Raw genomic sequence first — 13,911 nt, 5'->3', positions numbered from 1 at the left:
GTCGGATCCGGGCGTGGCGTCTCAGGCCCGGGACGACGCGCTGTCCTGACGGCTCGCCAGGGCCCAGATCACGAACACGTCGATCGCCATCATGATCACGGACCAGACGGGCGCGTACGGCAGGAACAGGAACTGGGCGATCAGGCTCAGCGAGGCGAGGACGATACCCGCCACCCGCGCCCAGGCCATGTCCTTGAGCAGACCGAAACCGGTGACGAACACGAGGGCGCCGAGGATGACGTGGACGATCCCCCAGCCGGTCAGGCTCATCTCGTAGACGTAGGTGCCGATACGGGCGTAGACGTCGTCCTCGGCGATGGCCGCGATGCCCTGGAGGACGGCGAGCGCGCCGTTCAGCAGCAGCAGTACACCCGCGAAGACGACACCGCCGGTCACCCAGCCGCTGGTGCGGTCCCCCGAGCGCTGGGCCCAGGAGGCGTCGCCGCCGTGGGACGGCCGGCCGGGAGTGGGTTCGGCGTGCTGGCTCATGAGCGGAGTCCTTTCTGTGTCCCCCGTACGGGGCAGCTGCCCACCGGCGCCCGACGGCACCGACAGGTCATTCAGAGCCTGCGGGTGGCCGCGCTCCCCGGCCACGCGGGTCCGCCGTACGGGTGAATCGCGCGCCGGGCGTGCGCATGCGGGCGCCCCCGGCCTCGCGTTAACTGAGCGGCACCCGCGGCCCCGGTGACCGACGGACCCGGGCGGGACGAAGGAGGGCGTGTGACGAGTCGGCCGCTGCCCCGGCGGGGCCCGCGCGGACGGGTTCCGTGACCGCGCCGGCGAACGCCGTCCCGGACCGGGCGGAGCGGTCCCTGCGGCAGACCCTGCTCAGCCCCGGCTACCGGCGGCTGTTGCTGCTGTGCGTGCTGCTGGGGGTGCCCATCGCGCTGGCCTGCTTCTTCTTCGTCGGGCTCCAGCACGAGTTGCAGCACTGGGTGTGGACCTCGCTGCCCGAGGCGGCCGGGTACGACACCCCGCCGTGGTGGTGGCCGCTGCCCGCGCTGGTGCTCGCCGGGCTGATCCTGGCGCCGATCGTGACCCGGATGCCGGGCGGCGGCGGCCATCTGCCGGTGAACGGCCTGGGCGGCGCGCCCGTCGGCCCCCGGGCGTTGCCCGGCGCGGTGCTGGCCGCGCTGGCCACGCTGCCGCTCGGCGTGGTGCTGGGCCCCGAGGCCCCGCTCATGGCCGTCGGCAGCGGGCTCGCCCTGCTGGCGGTACGGCGGGCGGGCGCGGGCGGCGACCAGCGGGCGAGCGCGATCCTCGCCACGGCCGGCTCCACCGCCGCGATCTCCACCATCCTCGGCGGCCCGATCGCGGCGGCGGTCCTGCTCATCGAGGGGGCGGGGCTGGCCGGCACCCAGCTGGTCGCCCTGCTGCTGCCCTGCCTGCTGGCCAGCGCGACCGGCGCCCTGGTCTTCACCGGCTTCGGGCAGTGGACGGGGCTGGAGATCGGCGCGCTGGGCCTGCCCGACCTGCCGCCGCAGGCCAATCCGGACGCGGGGGACTTCCTGTGGGGCCTGCCCACCGCCGCCCTGATCGCCGTACTGGTGACGCTGGCCCGCGCGCTGGGCCGCCGCACCGTCACCTGGACCCGGCGCCGCACGGCCGCCCGCACCGTCGCCTGCGCCACCGCGGTCGGCGTCTGTGTCGCCGCGTACGCGCTGATCACCGGCCGTTCCCCGGCCGAGGCCGCGCTGTCCGGCCAGGCCACCCTCGCCCAGCTCGCCGCGCAGCCGCACGCCTGGTCCGTGGGGGCGCTGGTCGCGCTGGTCGCGTGCAAGGCGCTGGCCTGGGGCATCGCGCTGGGCGCGCTGCGCGGCGGCCCGATCTTCCCGGCCGTCCTGCTGGGCGCGGCGACGGCCCTGGCCTGCTCCGGGCTGCCCGGCTTCGGCGCCACCCCGGCCCTCGCCCTCGGCATCGCCGCCGCGGCCGCCGCGGTGACGGGGCTGCCGCTGGCCAGCTCGGTCCTGGCGGTGCTGCTGATGGGCCGGGACTCCCACGACCAGATGCCGCTGATCGTCATGGCCTCGGTCGTCTCGTTCGTCGTGGCCCAGCTGGTGCGCCGGACCCGGCCGGAGGCGGGCGGGACGCCGGACGGAGCGCCGACGGCGGGAGCGGCGCGGTGAAGGACCACCGGACCGCACAGCCACGTCCCCGGCCTCGGCCGCGTCCCCGTACCGGCTGGGACGCCGTCCGGCCCTGGCTCGTACGGGTCGGGATCGCGGCCGCCGTGGTCGTGGCGTACTTCCTGCTCCCCCTCGACCAGCTGGGGCCGCAGCGGCCGTTGCTGAGCTGGGTGCTGTTCGCCCTGCTGCTGACCCTCGTGGCCCTGCTGCTGCTGCGGCAGATCCGGCACGTTCTCCTGGACCGTCCGGACAGCCGGCCCGGGGTGGTCATCTCGCTGCTGATCGTCCTGTCCGTGCACGTCTTCTCGGCCACGTACTACGCCCTCGCCAAGTCGCCGGGCGAGTTCAGCGGACTGCACACCCGGATCGACGCGCTGTACTTCACCGTGGTGACGCTCGCGACCGTCGGGTACGGGGACATCACCCCGCGCGGCCAGGCCGCGCGGGTCGTGGCCATCCTCCAGATCACCTACAGCTTCGTCTTCCTCACGGCCGCCGCGACCGCGCTGACCACCCGGATGCGGGACATGGTGGTCCGGCGACCCGAGCGGGGCGGCCGGTCCCGCTGACGGCGGCGCCGGGCGTTTACGCAGTCCCGAGGCCTGTTCGACGGCCGGGCGGGGCGCCCGCCGGGCCCGAGGCCCGCTTGTGCCCGCCCCCGTGGGAGCACTACTGTCGCCACGCCTTGGTGAACGGGAAATCCGGTGTGATGCCGGTGCGGCCCTCGCCACTGTGAATCGGGAAGTCCGGCTCCGGCCCTCGCGGGCAGCCACTGGATCGCTTGCGATCCGGGAAGGCGGAGCACGGGCGGTGGTACCCGTAAGCCAGGAGACCGGCCAAGGCGCGTCGTCCATCCACGAGGTGCTGGAGAGGGTCTGCTGAGCCATGCACATAGCCGAGGGCTTTCTGCCACCGGCGCACGCGATCGCCTGGGGTGTCGCGTCCGCGCCGTTCGTCGTCCACGGAGTCCGGTCACTCACCCGTGAGGTCAGGGAGCACCCGGAGAGCACGCTGCTCCTCGGCGCCTCCGGGGCCTTCACGTTCGTCCTGTCGGCCCTGAAGCTGCCGTCGGTCACCGGGAGTTGCTCCCATCCGACCGGCACCGGTCTGGGCGCCATCCTGTTCCGGCCGCCGATCATGGCGGTCCTTGGCACCATCACCCTGCTCTTCCAGGCGCTGCTGCTCGCCCACGGCGGGCTGACCACGCTCGGCGCCAACGTCTTCTCGATGGCGATCGTCGGCCCCTGGGCCGGGTACGGCGTCTACCGGCTGCTGCGCCGCTGGGACGTGCCGTTGATGGTCACGGTGTTCTCCGGCGCGTTCGTCGCCGACCTGTCCACGTACTGCGTGACCAGCGTGCAGCTGGCGCTGGCCTTCCCGGACCCGGGCAGCGGGTTCCTGGGCGCGCTCGGCAAGTTCGGCTCGATCTTCGCCGTCACGCAGATTCCCCTCGCGGTGAGCGAGGGCCTGCTCACGGTGATCGTGATGCGGCTGCTGGTGCAGTCCAGCAAGGGCGAACTGACCCGGCTGGGCGTGCTGCTGACGCGGTCGGGCGAGCCGAAGCAGGAGGCGGTGGCGGCCCGATGAGCCGGAACGCGAAGATCAACACCCTGCTGCTGCTCGCCGTGGCCGCGCTGGCGGTGCTGCCGCTGGTGCTGGGGCTCGGCGACCACAAGGAGGAGCCGTTCGCCGGGGCCGACGCGGAGGCGGAGACGGCGATCACCGAGATCGAACCGGACTACGAACCGTGGTTCTCCCCGCTGTACGAACCGCCGTCCGGGGAGGTCGAGTCGGCGCTGTTCGCCCTCCAGGCCGCGCTCGGCGCGGGCGTGCTGGCGTACTACTTCGGACTGCGCCGGGGCCGGCGGCAGGGCGAGGAGCGGGCGTTGGCCACTTCCGAGGCCACGGCGGCTGCGGGGGACACCCCCGAAGGGGCCTGAGTGCTGCCGATCGACGCGGCGGCGCACAGCAGTCGCTGGCGCCGCCGCCATCCCGTGGACAAGGCCGTGCTCGGTCTCGGCCTGACCGTGCTCGCGATCTCGCTGCCGCCCTGGCCGGGCGCGGCGCTGGTACTGGTGGCGGCACTGACGGTGCTGCTGGGCCCGGCGGGCGTGCCCGGGCGCCGGCTGTGGCGGGCCTACCGGGTGCCGCTGGGCTTCTGCGTGACGGGTGCGCTGCCGCTGCTGGTCCAGGTCGGGGGCCCGGACGGGTTCCTGACGGCGGCCGACGGCGGTGCGGTGCGCGCGGGCGGGCTGCTGCTGCGCACCTCGGCGGCCTCGCTGGGGGTGCTGCTGTTCGCGTTCACCACGCCGATGTCCGACCTGCTGCCGCGCCTGGTGCGGGCCGGGGTGCCGGCGCCGGTCGTGGACGTGGCGCTGGTGACGTACCGGATGAGTTTCCTGCTGCTGGACTCGGTGCGCCGGATCCGTGAGGCGCAGGCCGCGCGGCTCGGGCACACCAGCCGGGCGGCGGCCTGGCGTTCGCTCGGCGGGCTCGGCGCCACCGCGTTCGTGCGGGCCTTCGACCGGGCGGCCCGGCTCCAGACCGGGCTCGCCGGGCGCGGTTACGACGGCACCCTGCGCGTGCTGGTACCCGAGGCCCGGGTCTCGGTGCCGTTCACGGCGGCGAGCGTCACGCTGCTCGCGGCGCTGGCCGCCCTCACCCTCGTACTGGAAGGACCCCTGTCGTGAGCGAACCGGACCAGTCCTCTGAACCGGCCCCGGCCCTGGTCGCCCTGCGGGGCGCGTCGTTCGCGTACGAGGAGGGTCCGGACGTGCTGGCGGGCCTGGACTTCGCGGTGCGCGAGGGGCGCGCGCTGGCGCTGCTCGGCCGCAACGGCAGTGGCAAGACGACGCTGATGCGGCTGCTGAGCGGCGGCCTGAGGCCGCGCGCGGGGACGTTGACGGTCGACGGTGAGCCGGTGACCTACGACCGCAAGGGGCTGACCCGGCTGCGGACCGCCGTGCAGTTGGTGGTCCAGGACCCGGACGACCAGCTCTTCGCGGCCTCGGTCGGCCAGGACGTGTCCTTCGGTCCGCTGAACCTGGGGCTGCCCGACGCGGAGGTGCGCTCCCGGGTCGGGGAGGCGCTGGCCGCGCTGGACATCGCGGCGCTGGCCGAGCGGCCCACGCACCTGCTGTCGTACGGGCAGCGCAAGCGGACCGCTATCGCGGGGGCGGTCGCGATGCGGCCCCGGGTGCTGATCCTCGACGAGCCGACCGCCGGTCTCGACCCGGACGGGCAGGAGCGGCTGCTGGCCACCCTGGACCGACTGCGCGCGGGCGGCACCACCGTGGTGATGGCCACCCACGACGTCGACCTCGCCCTGCGCTGGTCCGACGACGCAGCCCTGCTCACCCCGGACGGTGTGCGCACCGGCCCGGCTGCCCCGACGCTGGCCCGCACCGACCTGCTGCGGCAGGCCAGGCTGCGGCTCCCCTGGGGCGTCGCGGCGGCCGGGCTGCTGCGGGCGCGGGGCCTGCTGGCGGACTCGGCGAGGGGCCCGCGGACGGCGGAGGAGCTGGCGGCGCTGGCGGAGTGACGGGCGCTGCCCGGGGTCAGCTCGCCGCGCCGCTGTACTCCGGTTCCCGGGCGTCCTCCGCCTGCTGGGCGCGGGCGCGGCGGCCGGGCAGGACGGCGAGGACGATCAGGGTGCCGGCGGCCATGATGACGCCGCCGACGAGGCTGGTCGTCGAGACGCCGTGGGCGAAGGCCCGGTTCACGGCGTCGGCGAGGGCCTGCGCCTGCTGGGGTCCGGCCGCCGGGCTGGTGGCGAGCCGCTCGGCGACGGCGAGTCCGCCGCCCACCGAGTCCTGGGCGGTGTCCAGTGCGGCGGCCGGGAGCCGGTCGCCCACCAGGCCGGCCAGTTCGTCCCGGTAGGAGGTGCCGAGCAGGGAGCCCAGGACGGCGATGCCGAGGGAACCGCCGAGTTCCAGCGCGGTGTCGTTGGCGCCGCCGCCGACGCCGAGTTCGCTCTCCGGGAAGGAGCCCATGATGGTGTCGGTCGCCGGGGAGACGCTGAGGCCGATGGCGAGGCCCAGCAGCAGCATCGGGGCGAGGAAGTCGGCGTAGGTGGAGCCCTGGTCGATCAGGACCAGCAGGAAGACACCGACGGTGCCGATCGCCATGCCGGAGCCGACCATGGCCCGCACGCCGAGCCTCGGGGTCAGCCGCCCGGTCACCGCGGCGCCGACGAACACGGCCCCGGCCAGCGGCAGCAGCCGTACGCCGGTCTCCAGCGCGCCGTAGCCGAGGACGAACTGCAGGAACTGCGTGGCGTAGTAGATGGCGCCGTAGGTGCCGAAGAAGAAGAACAGCACCGCGAGCATCGAGCCGCTGAAGGGCCGCAGCAGGAAGCGTCGCACGTCCAGCATGGGGTGCGGGTGGCGCAGCTCCCAGGCCACGAAGGCGATCAGGCCTACGGCGGCGACGACGGCCGCGGCGACGGGACCGGCGCCCCAGCCGAAGTGCGGGCCCTCGATGGTCGCGTAGACCAGGCTGCCGACGGAGACGATGGAGAGCAGCCCGCCGACATAGTCGATGCGGCCCGCGCCGGCGGCCTTCGACGGCGGTACGAGGACCAGCGCGCCGACGACGGCGAGGACCGCGACGGGGACGTTGACCAGGAAGGTCGAGCCCCAGGCGTGGTCCTCCAGGAGCCACCCGGCGACCAGCGGCCCGACCGCGATGGCGAGTCCCGAGGTGGCGGTCCAGGCGGTGATGGCCCGGGCCCGCTCCCCCTTCGGGAAGACCGCGACCAGCAGGGACAGCGTGGCCGGCATGACGACGGCGGCACCGACGCCCATGACCGCCCGGGCCGCGATGACCAGCCCCGTCTCGTGGACCAGGCTGCCCATCACCGAACCGCCCGCGAAGATCACCAGACCGGTGACCAGGGCGCCGCGGCGGCTGTACTTGTCGCCGATCGCGCCGAGCACCAGCATCAGCGCGGCGTACGGGACGGTGTAGCCGTCGATGACCCACTGGAGGTCGCTGCTGCTCAGGCCCAGGTCGGTGGTCATGTCCGGGGCGGCCACGATCAGGGACGTGTTGGCCATGACGACGATCAGCAGGCTCAGGCAGAGCACCAGGAGAGCCCACCAGCGCCGGGGGTAGGGCCCAGGCATCTTCTCGACGGGGGTGGTGGCGAGTAGGGGCATGGGGGCTCCCGGAGACAAGCGAGGGCGAGTTAATTGCCCATGAGTGAGCAGACAAGGGCAGCGTAGTTTGTTGCACATGGACGTGCAAATAAGGCGCCCACCGACCGGGGCGCCTGCTGAACGGGGAGGGTGGCCTACTCGGCCGAACGGGGGCCGGCCTACTCGGCCGGGACGGACTTCGCGCGCACTGCCGGGCCCACGACCTCGACGACGGCCCGCGCCCGCCGCTCCGGCACACCGGCCGCGATGAGCATGGCGGCGGCGGTCCGGGTGCCGTCGTCCTCCAGGGCACCGGTGTTGACCTGCTCCAGGAGCGCGACGACCATCGCCTCGAGCCCCGCGCTCAGCACGGCGGGGGGCAGGTGGGCCGGGAAGGCCCCGTCCCGCTGGCCGCGCTCCAGGATGGCGGTGACCTCGGCGCGGGCCGGGGCCAGGATCTCGGCCACGCGCTCCACGCCCAGGTCGTGCCGGGCCAGGGCCAGCAGCATGCGGTAGCGGTCGCCCACGGACCACATCAGCAGCGTGAAGTGCGCCAGCGCCCGGTCGGCCGGTTCGTCCGGCTGCGCCGCGTCGGCCATCGCGCCCCGCAGCACCTCGGACGCCTCCTCGGCGAGGGCCTCCAGGAGCGCCGCACGCCCCGGGAAGTGGCCGAAAAGGGTACGCCGTACGACACCGGCGGCCCGGGCCAGCTCCTCCAGCGTGGTGTCCGGGTTCCGCCCCAGCTCCCGGCGGGCGGTGGCCAGGATGCGCGCCCGGTTCGACCGCGCGTTGCGGCGCTGCGGCTCACGGGCGACGGGCTTGGTCACGGGAACCTCGGGGCGGGACGATGCGGGGGGCGCGGGGCGGGCGGCGTGGACGTGGTCGTACATTCTGGCACGGGGGCGCGCCAAGAAGGACACCGAGAAGAACACCGAGAAAGACACCGAGAAAGACGACGAGAGGGCGAGGTCTCCGCGATGGACACGACGTCGGCGGCCGTGGCAGGTGCCGTCACCTTCCTCTGGCTCGGCATGGTCCTGGCGATCTCCTTCCTGGAGGCGCCGCTGAAGTTCCGGGCCCCCGGGGTGACGATCCCGGTCGGGCTCGGCATCGGCCGCATCGTCTTCCGCGCCCTGAACCTCGCCGAGGCCGTCCTCGCCGCCGCCGTGGTCGTCGCGGTCGCCACCGGCGGCTCCTCCGCGGCGGTCGTGACGCTCACCGCCGTCGCGGTGGCCGACCTGGCCGTGCAGCTCGGTGTCGTACGGCCTCGCCTGAACCGCCGTTCCGACGCGGTGCTCGCGGGCGAGGACCCGGCGGAGAACCGCTCCACCGCGCACCTCTACTACGTCGCCCTGGAGATCGTGAAGGTCCTCGCCCTGCTCGCCCTGGGCTGCACCGTCCTGGCGGCGTGAGCGCTGCCCTGCCGCCCCCGGCGAGGGGCGGCAGGGCCGGTGGCGCGTCACGCCACTTCGGTCCGCGTGACTTCGGTTCGCGTGACTTCGGTTCGCGTCACTCCAGTCCGTCGTCCAGCGCGGTCATGAGCCGGCCGTCGGCCGTGTCGCCGGACATCTCCCAGACGAAGCCGCCCAGCAGGCCCTTGGACTTGACCCAGTCGGTCTTCTTCCCGATCGACCAGGTGTCGTCGAAGGACCACCACTGGCCGCCCGGACCGGTGTAGCCGAACGTGGACACGGACTCCTCGTCGTGGTGGACGGTCATGGACGGGTAGCTGCTGATCAGGTTGCTGTAACCGCGGACCCCGGCCTCCGCGGGGAACTGACCGGGTGCCGCACCGCCCGCGTCCTGCCACTCACCGGCGACGCCGCCCTCGCTGACGCCCTGCCAGCCGTGCCCGTAGAAGGGGAAGCCGACCGTCAGTTTGCGCGGGTTGACCCCGGCGTCGAGATACGTCTGGATCGCGTTCTCGACGCTGAAGTGGAAGGGGTAGGGGTCCTCCGCGTCGGTGTAGAGGTTGGAGGCGTGCCCGGTGCGGTTGGGCTCCCAGGAGTTGTCGCTGCCCGAGCCGTGGAAGTCGTAGCCCTGCACGTTGGCGTAGTCGAGGGAGTCGAAGATCTTGCCGAGGTCCCAGCCGGCCTCGATCTTCGCCGGGTCGGCCGGGGTGAACGCGGTGAGCAGCTTGTGCTCGCCGCCGAGCGCGTCGAGCTGGGCGCGGAACTCGGCGAGCAGGGCGGTCAGATTGTCCTTGTCCTGGGCGCCGTAGTGGTTGCCCGGATGCCCCTCGGAGCCCGGCCACTCCCAGTCGATGTCGATGCCGTCGAAGATGCCGGCCGCGGTGCCCGGACCGCCCGCGCCGTTGTAGACGGGCAGGTCGCCCTTGATCCACACGTCGATGCAGGACTCGACGAACTTCTTCCGGGACTCCGGCGTCGCGGCGGCGTCCGAGAAGAACTTCGAGTACGTCCAGCCGCCGAGCGACACGACGACCTTGAGGTGCGGGTACTTGGCCTTGAGTTTCTTGAGCTGGTTGAGGTTGCCGCGCAGCTTGCCCCAGCCGTCGTCGGCGACCCCGTCGACGGACTGGGCGGCGGACATGGGCCGTGCGTAGTCGGCGTCCGCGTCGCCCGCGCCGGTGCCCTCGTCGGGGTCCTGGGGGTTGCCGGAGGTGCCCTTGGTGACGCCGGCCTGGCAGGTGAGGTTGGTCGGGTCGAGGTTCTCGAAGGCGTAGTTGACGACGTCCAGCTGTTTCGCGGCGCCGGAGGTGTCGAGGTTCTTCACGAAGTACTGGCGTCCGTAGATGCCCCACTGCACGAAGTACCCGACCTTGAGCTGCTTGCCCTGGCCGGCCACGTCGTCGGTGGTCACCTGCACGGCCGCGGAGGCCGCCGAGGAGTTGTCGGCGGTGTCCCGGGCCTTGACGGTGAAGGTGTAGGCGGTGGCCGGGGAGAGTCCGTCGACCGTGGCGGTGGTGGTGTCGGCCCCGACGGTCTTCGCCAGGGTGTCGTCGCGGTAGACGTCGTAGGCGGCCACGGCCACGTTGTCGGTGGACTTGTCCCAGGCCAGGCCGACGGTGGTGGCGGTCTTGCCGGTGGAGCGCGGGTTGCCCGGCGCGGTCGGCGGCGTCGGGTCGGTCGCCGGGTCCACCGTCTCGACGGTGAGCGGTTCACTGGCCGGTCCGACGTTGCCGCGCTTGTCGGTGGCCCGGACGGTGAACGTGTAACTCGTCGCCGGGGTCAGGTCGGTGACGGTGGCGGAGGTGCCGCTCGTGGTGGCGACGGTCTCCGTGCCCTTCAGGACCTCGTAGGAGGTGACGGGGTGGTCACCGGGCTGGGCCGCGGCCCATTTCAGCGCGACCGTGTGCGCGGTGACCGCGGTCGCCTCCGGTGCGCCTGGGGCGGCCGGCGGCACGTCGGGAGTTCCGTCGCACTTGTCGCCGTTGACGGTGCAGCCGGTCGGCGTGCCCACCGGGCCGGTCGCGGAGAACTGGTAGCTGTAGGGCTCGGTGGTGCCGCCGGCCGGGACCCTGCCGTTGTAGTAGGCGTTCTCGACGGTCACGTGGCTGCCGGAGACGGTGGCTTCGCCGTAGAGGTGCCCGCTCACGGACACACCCGGCGGCAGGTCGAACTCCAGGGTCCAGGCGTCGGAGGCGGCCGTGCCGTTGTTGTGGACGACGTACTTGCCCGTCCATCCGGACCCGTTGCTCTGGGAGGTGAAGGTCGCCGTCAGCGTTCCGGCCTCCTGGGCGGGTGCCGCGAGCGCGGTGAGCGCCGCGAGCGGCAACAGCAACGCGGTCACCAGGGCGGCGATCCGCGTGCTGATCCTGGTCGGTGGTCTGCGCCTGTGGTACATGGCTCTCCCTGTGGTGGTGGGGTGGTACAGGGGTGAGGTGAACCGTGCGCGTGAGGGAGTTGAGCGCCCACAACGTAGAAGGTCTGGACCAATGCGTCAACCGTGCGCTCGTGGCTTGCCTGCGCACTGGTCCCGGTAGTCGAAGCTGTCCGAGATCCACTTCTTCCAGTCGGATTCGGACATGTTGTAGGTGATCCGCGCGCACAGGTCACCCGCCGGGTCCCGGAACATGTGCCAGACCCGGGCCGCCCTGTCGGCCCCCAGGGAGATGAGACGACCGCCGTCCCGGCTGAAGGCGACGGCCTCGACGGGCCCGGTGTGGGCGGGGATGCGAGCGGAGATCTCGTCGGCTCCGTGGGGGTGGATCAGGACGGAGCCGTCGTCGCCCGCCGAGGCGAACCAGCGGCCGTCGGGACTGTAGGCGACCGAAAGCACCGGCCCCCGGTGCACCCCCACTCCCACGAATGTCTCGGCACCGTGCTCCTGCCGCCAGACCGTGCCGTCCCGGGTTCCGAGGATCAGAGTGCGCCCGTCCGGGCTGATCACCAGGGCGGTGACGCTGTCCTGGGCCTCGAAGGTGCGAACCCGTCCGGCCTTCGCGTCGGCGACACCGCCTGTGTCGCCGCAGGCGTACGCGACCTGCATCCCGTCCTGGCTGACGGACAGATGCTGCGCCGAGCACCTGATGTCGATCGAGGCGCTGGCCGTACCGGCGGCCTCGGCGTCCAGGTCTTCGAAGAGGAGTTTCCCCGCGTACGAGCCGACCACGATCTGCCGGCCCCAGGGCATGAAGGCCCCGCTGCTGACCGGACCGACGGATGAGTCGAGGGTGACCGTGCGCACCTCGGACCCCTCCTCCCACACCCGGACACCGTCGGCACTCACGATCAGCAGGGAGGTGCCGTCCGGCGCGTAGGACAGGCTTCGGGCACCCTGCGGGAGGTCCAGTGTCGCCACTTGGGCGCCGGTCCCCTGGTTGAAGACACGCACCCCTTCAGCGCTGCCGACCGCCACCTTCTTGCCGCGGGGGTCGACGGCGAGGGCCTCCGGGGCGCTCGCGTCGGCGGGCCCGGTTCGCAGGAGAGCGTTCCTCGCGTCCCAGCGGCGCAGTGTCGCGTCCTCCCCGAGCGAGACCAGTTCACCTCCGCCGCGCGAGAAGGCGATGAAGTCGACGGGACCCGCGTGGCCGGTGAGCGGAAAGCCGATCGCGGACCCGGCCGCCGCGTTCCACTGGCGGATCGTCCTGTCGGCTCCCGCCGTGGCGATGCGGGAGCCGTCGGCGGAGAAGGTGACGGCCCGTATCGCGCCTTGGTGACCGGACATGGCCCGGCCCACCTCCTCGCCGGAGTCCGGGTCCCGGAGTTGCAGTCCGCCGTCGTCGGTACCGACGGCGAGGGCGCCTCCGTCCGGCGCGAAGGCGATGCTGCTGACCAGGTCGTGCGGGTACGGAATGACGACCTCACCGGCGTCGTCCGCGTCGAGACCTCGGACGTGGACCTCTGTTCCCCCGTTGTTGAGCGCGTCGAAGGCGAGCTTTCGGCCGTCGGGGCTGAAGACGACCCGGTCGCCCGTCACGCCCAAGGGTTCGCCGAGTCTCTTTCCGCTGCCGGTGTCCCAGATCCGCAGGCCTCCCCCGGCCACGGCGACGGTCGTCCCGTCGGGGCTGAGCGCCATGGAAGCGGTCGTGCGGCGGTCCTTGGCGAATTCGTTGATCTTCTTCCCGGACTCCACGTCCCAGAGCACGACGGCCGTGTCGTAGGCAGCGGCAAGTCGTCTCCCGTCGCGGGAGAACGCGAGGGCGAGAAGCCCCGAATCCGGGGTGTCCCTGGCTTCCAGGGCGGGTCCGGAAGGGCGGCCGGTGCCGGGGCTCCAGAGCGTCGGCTGCCCCTTGCCCCCCAGGGCGGCCCGCCGACCGTCGACCGTCATGGCGGCGAGGCTGCCGGCCTCGCTCCCGACTTCGGTGACCTTCAGCAGGTTGGGGCGGGAGTAGGCGGCATCGAGCGCGGCATCGTAGGCGGCGCCCTCCACCGACGGTTTCCCCGCGAGGGATCGTGCCGCCATCAGCCGTCGATAGGCTCTGACGTCGTAGCCCGTCTCCGCATTGGCCAACTCGGCCTGCGCCTGCTGGATCGCGCTCATGACCGTGGCGTCACGGGCGTTCGCGTTCGCCCGGTTCCTTTCGGCCGTCGCGAACCAGAACTGGATCCCGAAGGAAACGGCCAGGGTGAGGATCAGTGCCATGGCCAGCGCACCCACGAGTACCAGTGTCCGGTGCTCCTTGACCTCCGCGTTGTCCAGTGCGCGTTTCGAGGAGCCGTGGATCGGGGCCGCCAGTGTCGCCACCGCGTCACGGAATTCTCCGTGCCACAGGGAGAGGCGGTCGGCGTCACGGGACCAGGTGAGGTCCTGCCACAACGGTTCCGCCTCGAAGTACCCCGACAGACTCCGCGGCAGGGCATCGGTCGCCGACCAGTCGAAGTCTCCCGCTTCGTCGTCCCACCGGATGGTCCCGTCGGTCAGCGCGATGAGGAAGGTGTCGCTCGTCCGGTTGCGCTGCCAGAACTCGATCTCCTTGCCGACCCACTTGGACTCCGCGGCGGCCGGCGAGGCGAGCAGCACGAAGTACCGCGCGTCGGCGAGCGCCCGCTCGATCGAGGCGCCGAGGGCGTGGGAGGCGGACAGGTCCGTCTGGTCCCGGAAGACGGTCAGTGCCCGGATGCGGTACCACTTCCTGGCGAGGCGGGTGAGTCCGCGCTGGATCGACGGGGCGAGCCGGGAGTCGGCTGCCCGGCTGTACGACACGAAGGCGTCGATCCGCCTGCCGTCGCCGCTGCCCATCC

Annotated in this window: 12 protein-coding genes and 1 riboswitch; of the genes, 7 read left to right on the top strand and 5 right to left on the bottom strand. The window is 72.8% G+C overall.

Features of this window, described 5'->3' with window-relative positions; genetic code table 11:
- Positions 1 to 21: 21 nt before the first annotated feature.
- On the bottom strand, positions 22 to 489 hold the full coding sequence (locus ACZ7MF_RS30475) for a DUF7144 family membrane protein (protein WP_471481494.1): 468 nt from the start codon (positions 487 to 489) through the stop codon (positions 22 to 24).
- A gap of 278 nt (positions 490 to 767) precedes the next feature.
- On the opposite strand from ACZ7MF_RS30475, the gene ACZ7MF_RS30470 reads away from it, so the two are divergent.
- The 6 genes from ACZ7MF_RS30470 (at position 768) to ACZ7MF_RS30445 (ending at position 5,667) form a co-directional block, all read left to right on the top strand.
- Positions 768 to 2,126, top strand: coding sequence for a chloride channel protein (locus ACZ7MF_RS30470; RefSeq protein ID WP_471481493.1), 1,359 nt, complete (start codon positions 768 to 770; stop codon positions 2,124 to 2,126).
- A gap of 104 nt (positions 2,127 to 2,230) precedes the next feature.
- A complete protein-coding gene (locus ACZ7MF_RS30465) occupies positions 2,231 to 2,695 on the top strand; it encodes a potassium channel family protein (protein ID WP_471481854.1) in 465 nt (154 codons plus the stop codon).
- Between the two features lie 100 nt (positions 2,696 to 2,795).
- A riboswitch (cobalamin riboswitch) is annotated at positions 2,796 to 2,981 on the top strand.
- A gap of 30 nt (positions 2,982 to 3,011) precedes the next feature.
- Positions 3,012 to 3,713, top strand: coding sequence for an energy-coupling factor ABC transporter permease (locus ACZ7MF_RS30460; RefSeq protein ID WP_471481492.1), 702 nt, complete (start codon positions 3,012 to 3,014; stop codon positions 3,711 to 3,713).
- Positions 3,710 to 4,066 carry an energy-coupling factor ABC transporter substrate-binding protein gene (locus ACZ7MF_RS30455; protein ID WP_471481491.1) on the top strand — a complete coding sequence of 119 codons (357 nt, stop codon included), beginning with the start codon at positions 3,710 to 3,712 and terminating at the stop codon, positions 4,064 to 4,066. The genes ACZ7MF_RS30460 and ACZ7MF_RS30455 overlap by 4 nt, the downstream gene beginning before the upstream one ends.
- A complete protein-coding gene (cbiQ, locus tag ACZ7MF_RS30450) occupies positions 4,067 to 4,816 on the top strand; it encodes a cobalt ECF transporter T component CbiQ (protein WP_471481490.1) in 750 nt (249 codons plus the stop codon).
- A complete protein-coding gene (locus ACZ7MF_RS30445; protein ID WP_471481489.1) occupies positions 4,813 to 5,667 on the top strand; it encodes an ATP-binding cassette domain-containing protein in 855 nt (284 codons plus the stop codon). Before cbiQ ends, ACZ7MF_RS30445 begins: the two co-directional genes overlap by 4 nt.
- Before the next feature lie 16 nt (positions 5,668 to 5,683).
- Here ACZ7MF_RS30445 and ACZ7MF_RS30440 read toward each other — a convergent pair whose 3' ends face one another.
- Both ACZ7MF_RS30440 and ACZ7MF_RS30435 read right to left on the bottom strand, forming a co-directional pair.
- On the bottom strand, positions 5,684 to 7,285 hold the full coding sequence (locus ACZ7MF_RS30440; protein WP_471481488.1) for an MFS transporter: 1,602 nt from the start codon (positions 7,283 to 7,285) through the stop codon (positions 5,684 to 5,686).
- 158 nt (positions 7,286 to 7,443) lie between these two features.
- Positions 7,444 to 8,091 (bottom strand): TetR/AcrR family transcriptional regulator, encoded by a 648-nt coding sequence (locus ACZ7MF_RS30435; protein ID WP_471481487.1) that lies wholly within the window; start codon positions 8,089 to 8,091, stop codon positions 7,444 to 7,446.
- 150 nt (positions 8,092 to 8,241) lie between these two features.
- Here ACZ7MF_RS30435 and ACZ7MF_RS30430 point away from each other — a divergent pair, with 150 nt between their 5' ends.
- On the top strand, positions 8,242 to 8,676 hold the full coding sequence (locus ACZ7MF_RS30430) for a hypothetical protein (RefSeq protein WP_471481486.1): 435 nt from the start codon (positions 8,242 to 8,244) through the stop codon (positions 8,674 to 8,676).
- 97 nt (positions 8,677 to 8,773) lie between these two features.
- On the opposite strand, the gene ACZ7MF_RS30425 is transcribed toward ACZ7MF_RS30430, so the two are convergent.
- The gene (locus ACZ7MF_RS30425) at positions 8,774 to 11,071 is read right to left on the bottom strand and encodes a glycosyl hydrolase family 18 protein (protein ID WP_471481485.1); all 2,298 of its coding nucleotides are present in this window, start codon (positions 11,069 to 11,071) and stop codon (positions 8,774 to 8,776) included.
- Positions 11,072 to 11,167: 96 nt separating this feature from the next.
- A complete protein-coding gene (locus ACZ7MF_RS30420; RefSeq protein ID WP_471481484.1) occupies positions 11,168 to 13,909 on the bottom strand; it encodes a TIR domain-containing protein in 2,742 nt (913 codons plus the stop codon).
- Positions 13,910 to 13,911: the final 2 nt, after the last annotated feature.

The organism is Streptomyces sp. NPDC111628 (assembly GCF_055635195.1).
The sequence above is the reverse complement of the archived record's forward strand: the minus strand, read 5'-3'. Positions and strand labels throughout refer to the sequence as shown.

What these genes read in the sequence shown, in the direction of transcription:
- ACZ7MF_RS30425 (WP_471481485.1), bottom strand. Translation starts at nt 11,071, where the DNA reads ATGTACCACAGGCGCAGACCACCGACCAGGATCAGCACGCGGATCGCC.
- ACZ7MF_RS30460 (WP_471481492.1), top strand. Translation starts at nt 3,012, where the DNA reads ATGCACATAGCCGAGGGCTTTCTGCCACCGGCGCACGCGATCGCCTGG.
- ACZ7MF_RS30440 (WP_471481488.1), bottom strand. Translation starts at nt 7,285, where the DNA reads ATGCCCCTACTCGCCACCACCCCCGTCGAGAAGATGCCTGGGCCCTAC.
- ACZ7MF_RS30455 (WP_471481491.1), top strand. Translation starts at nt 3,710, where the DNA reads ATGAGCCGGAACGCGAAGATCAACACCCTGCTGCTGCTCGCCGTGGCC.
- ACZ7MF_RS30430 (WP_471481486.1), top strand. Translation starts at nt 8,242, where the DNA reads ATGGACACGACGTCGGCGGCCGTGGCAGGTGCCGTCACCTTCCTCTGG.
- ACZ7MF_RS30420 (WP_471481484.1), bottom strand. Translation starts at nt 13,909, where the DNA reads ATGGGCAGCGGCGACGGCAGGCGGATCGACGCCTTCGTGTCGTACAGC.
- ACZ7MF_RS30475 (WP_471481494.1), bottom strand. Translation starts at nt 489, where the DNA reads ATGAGCCAGCACGCCGAACCCACTCCCGGCCGGCCGTCCCACGGCGGC.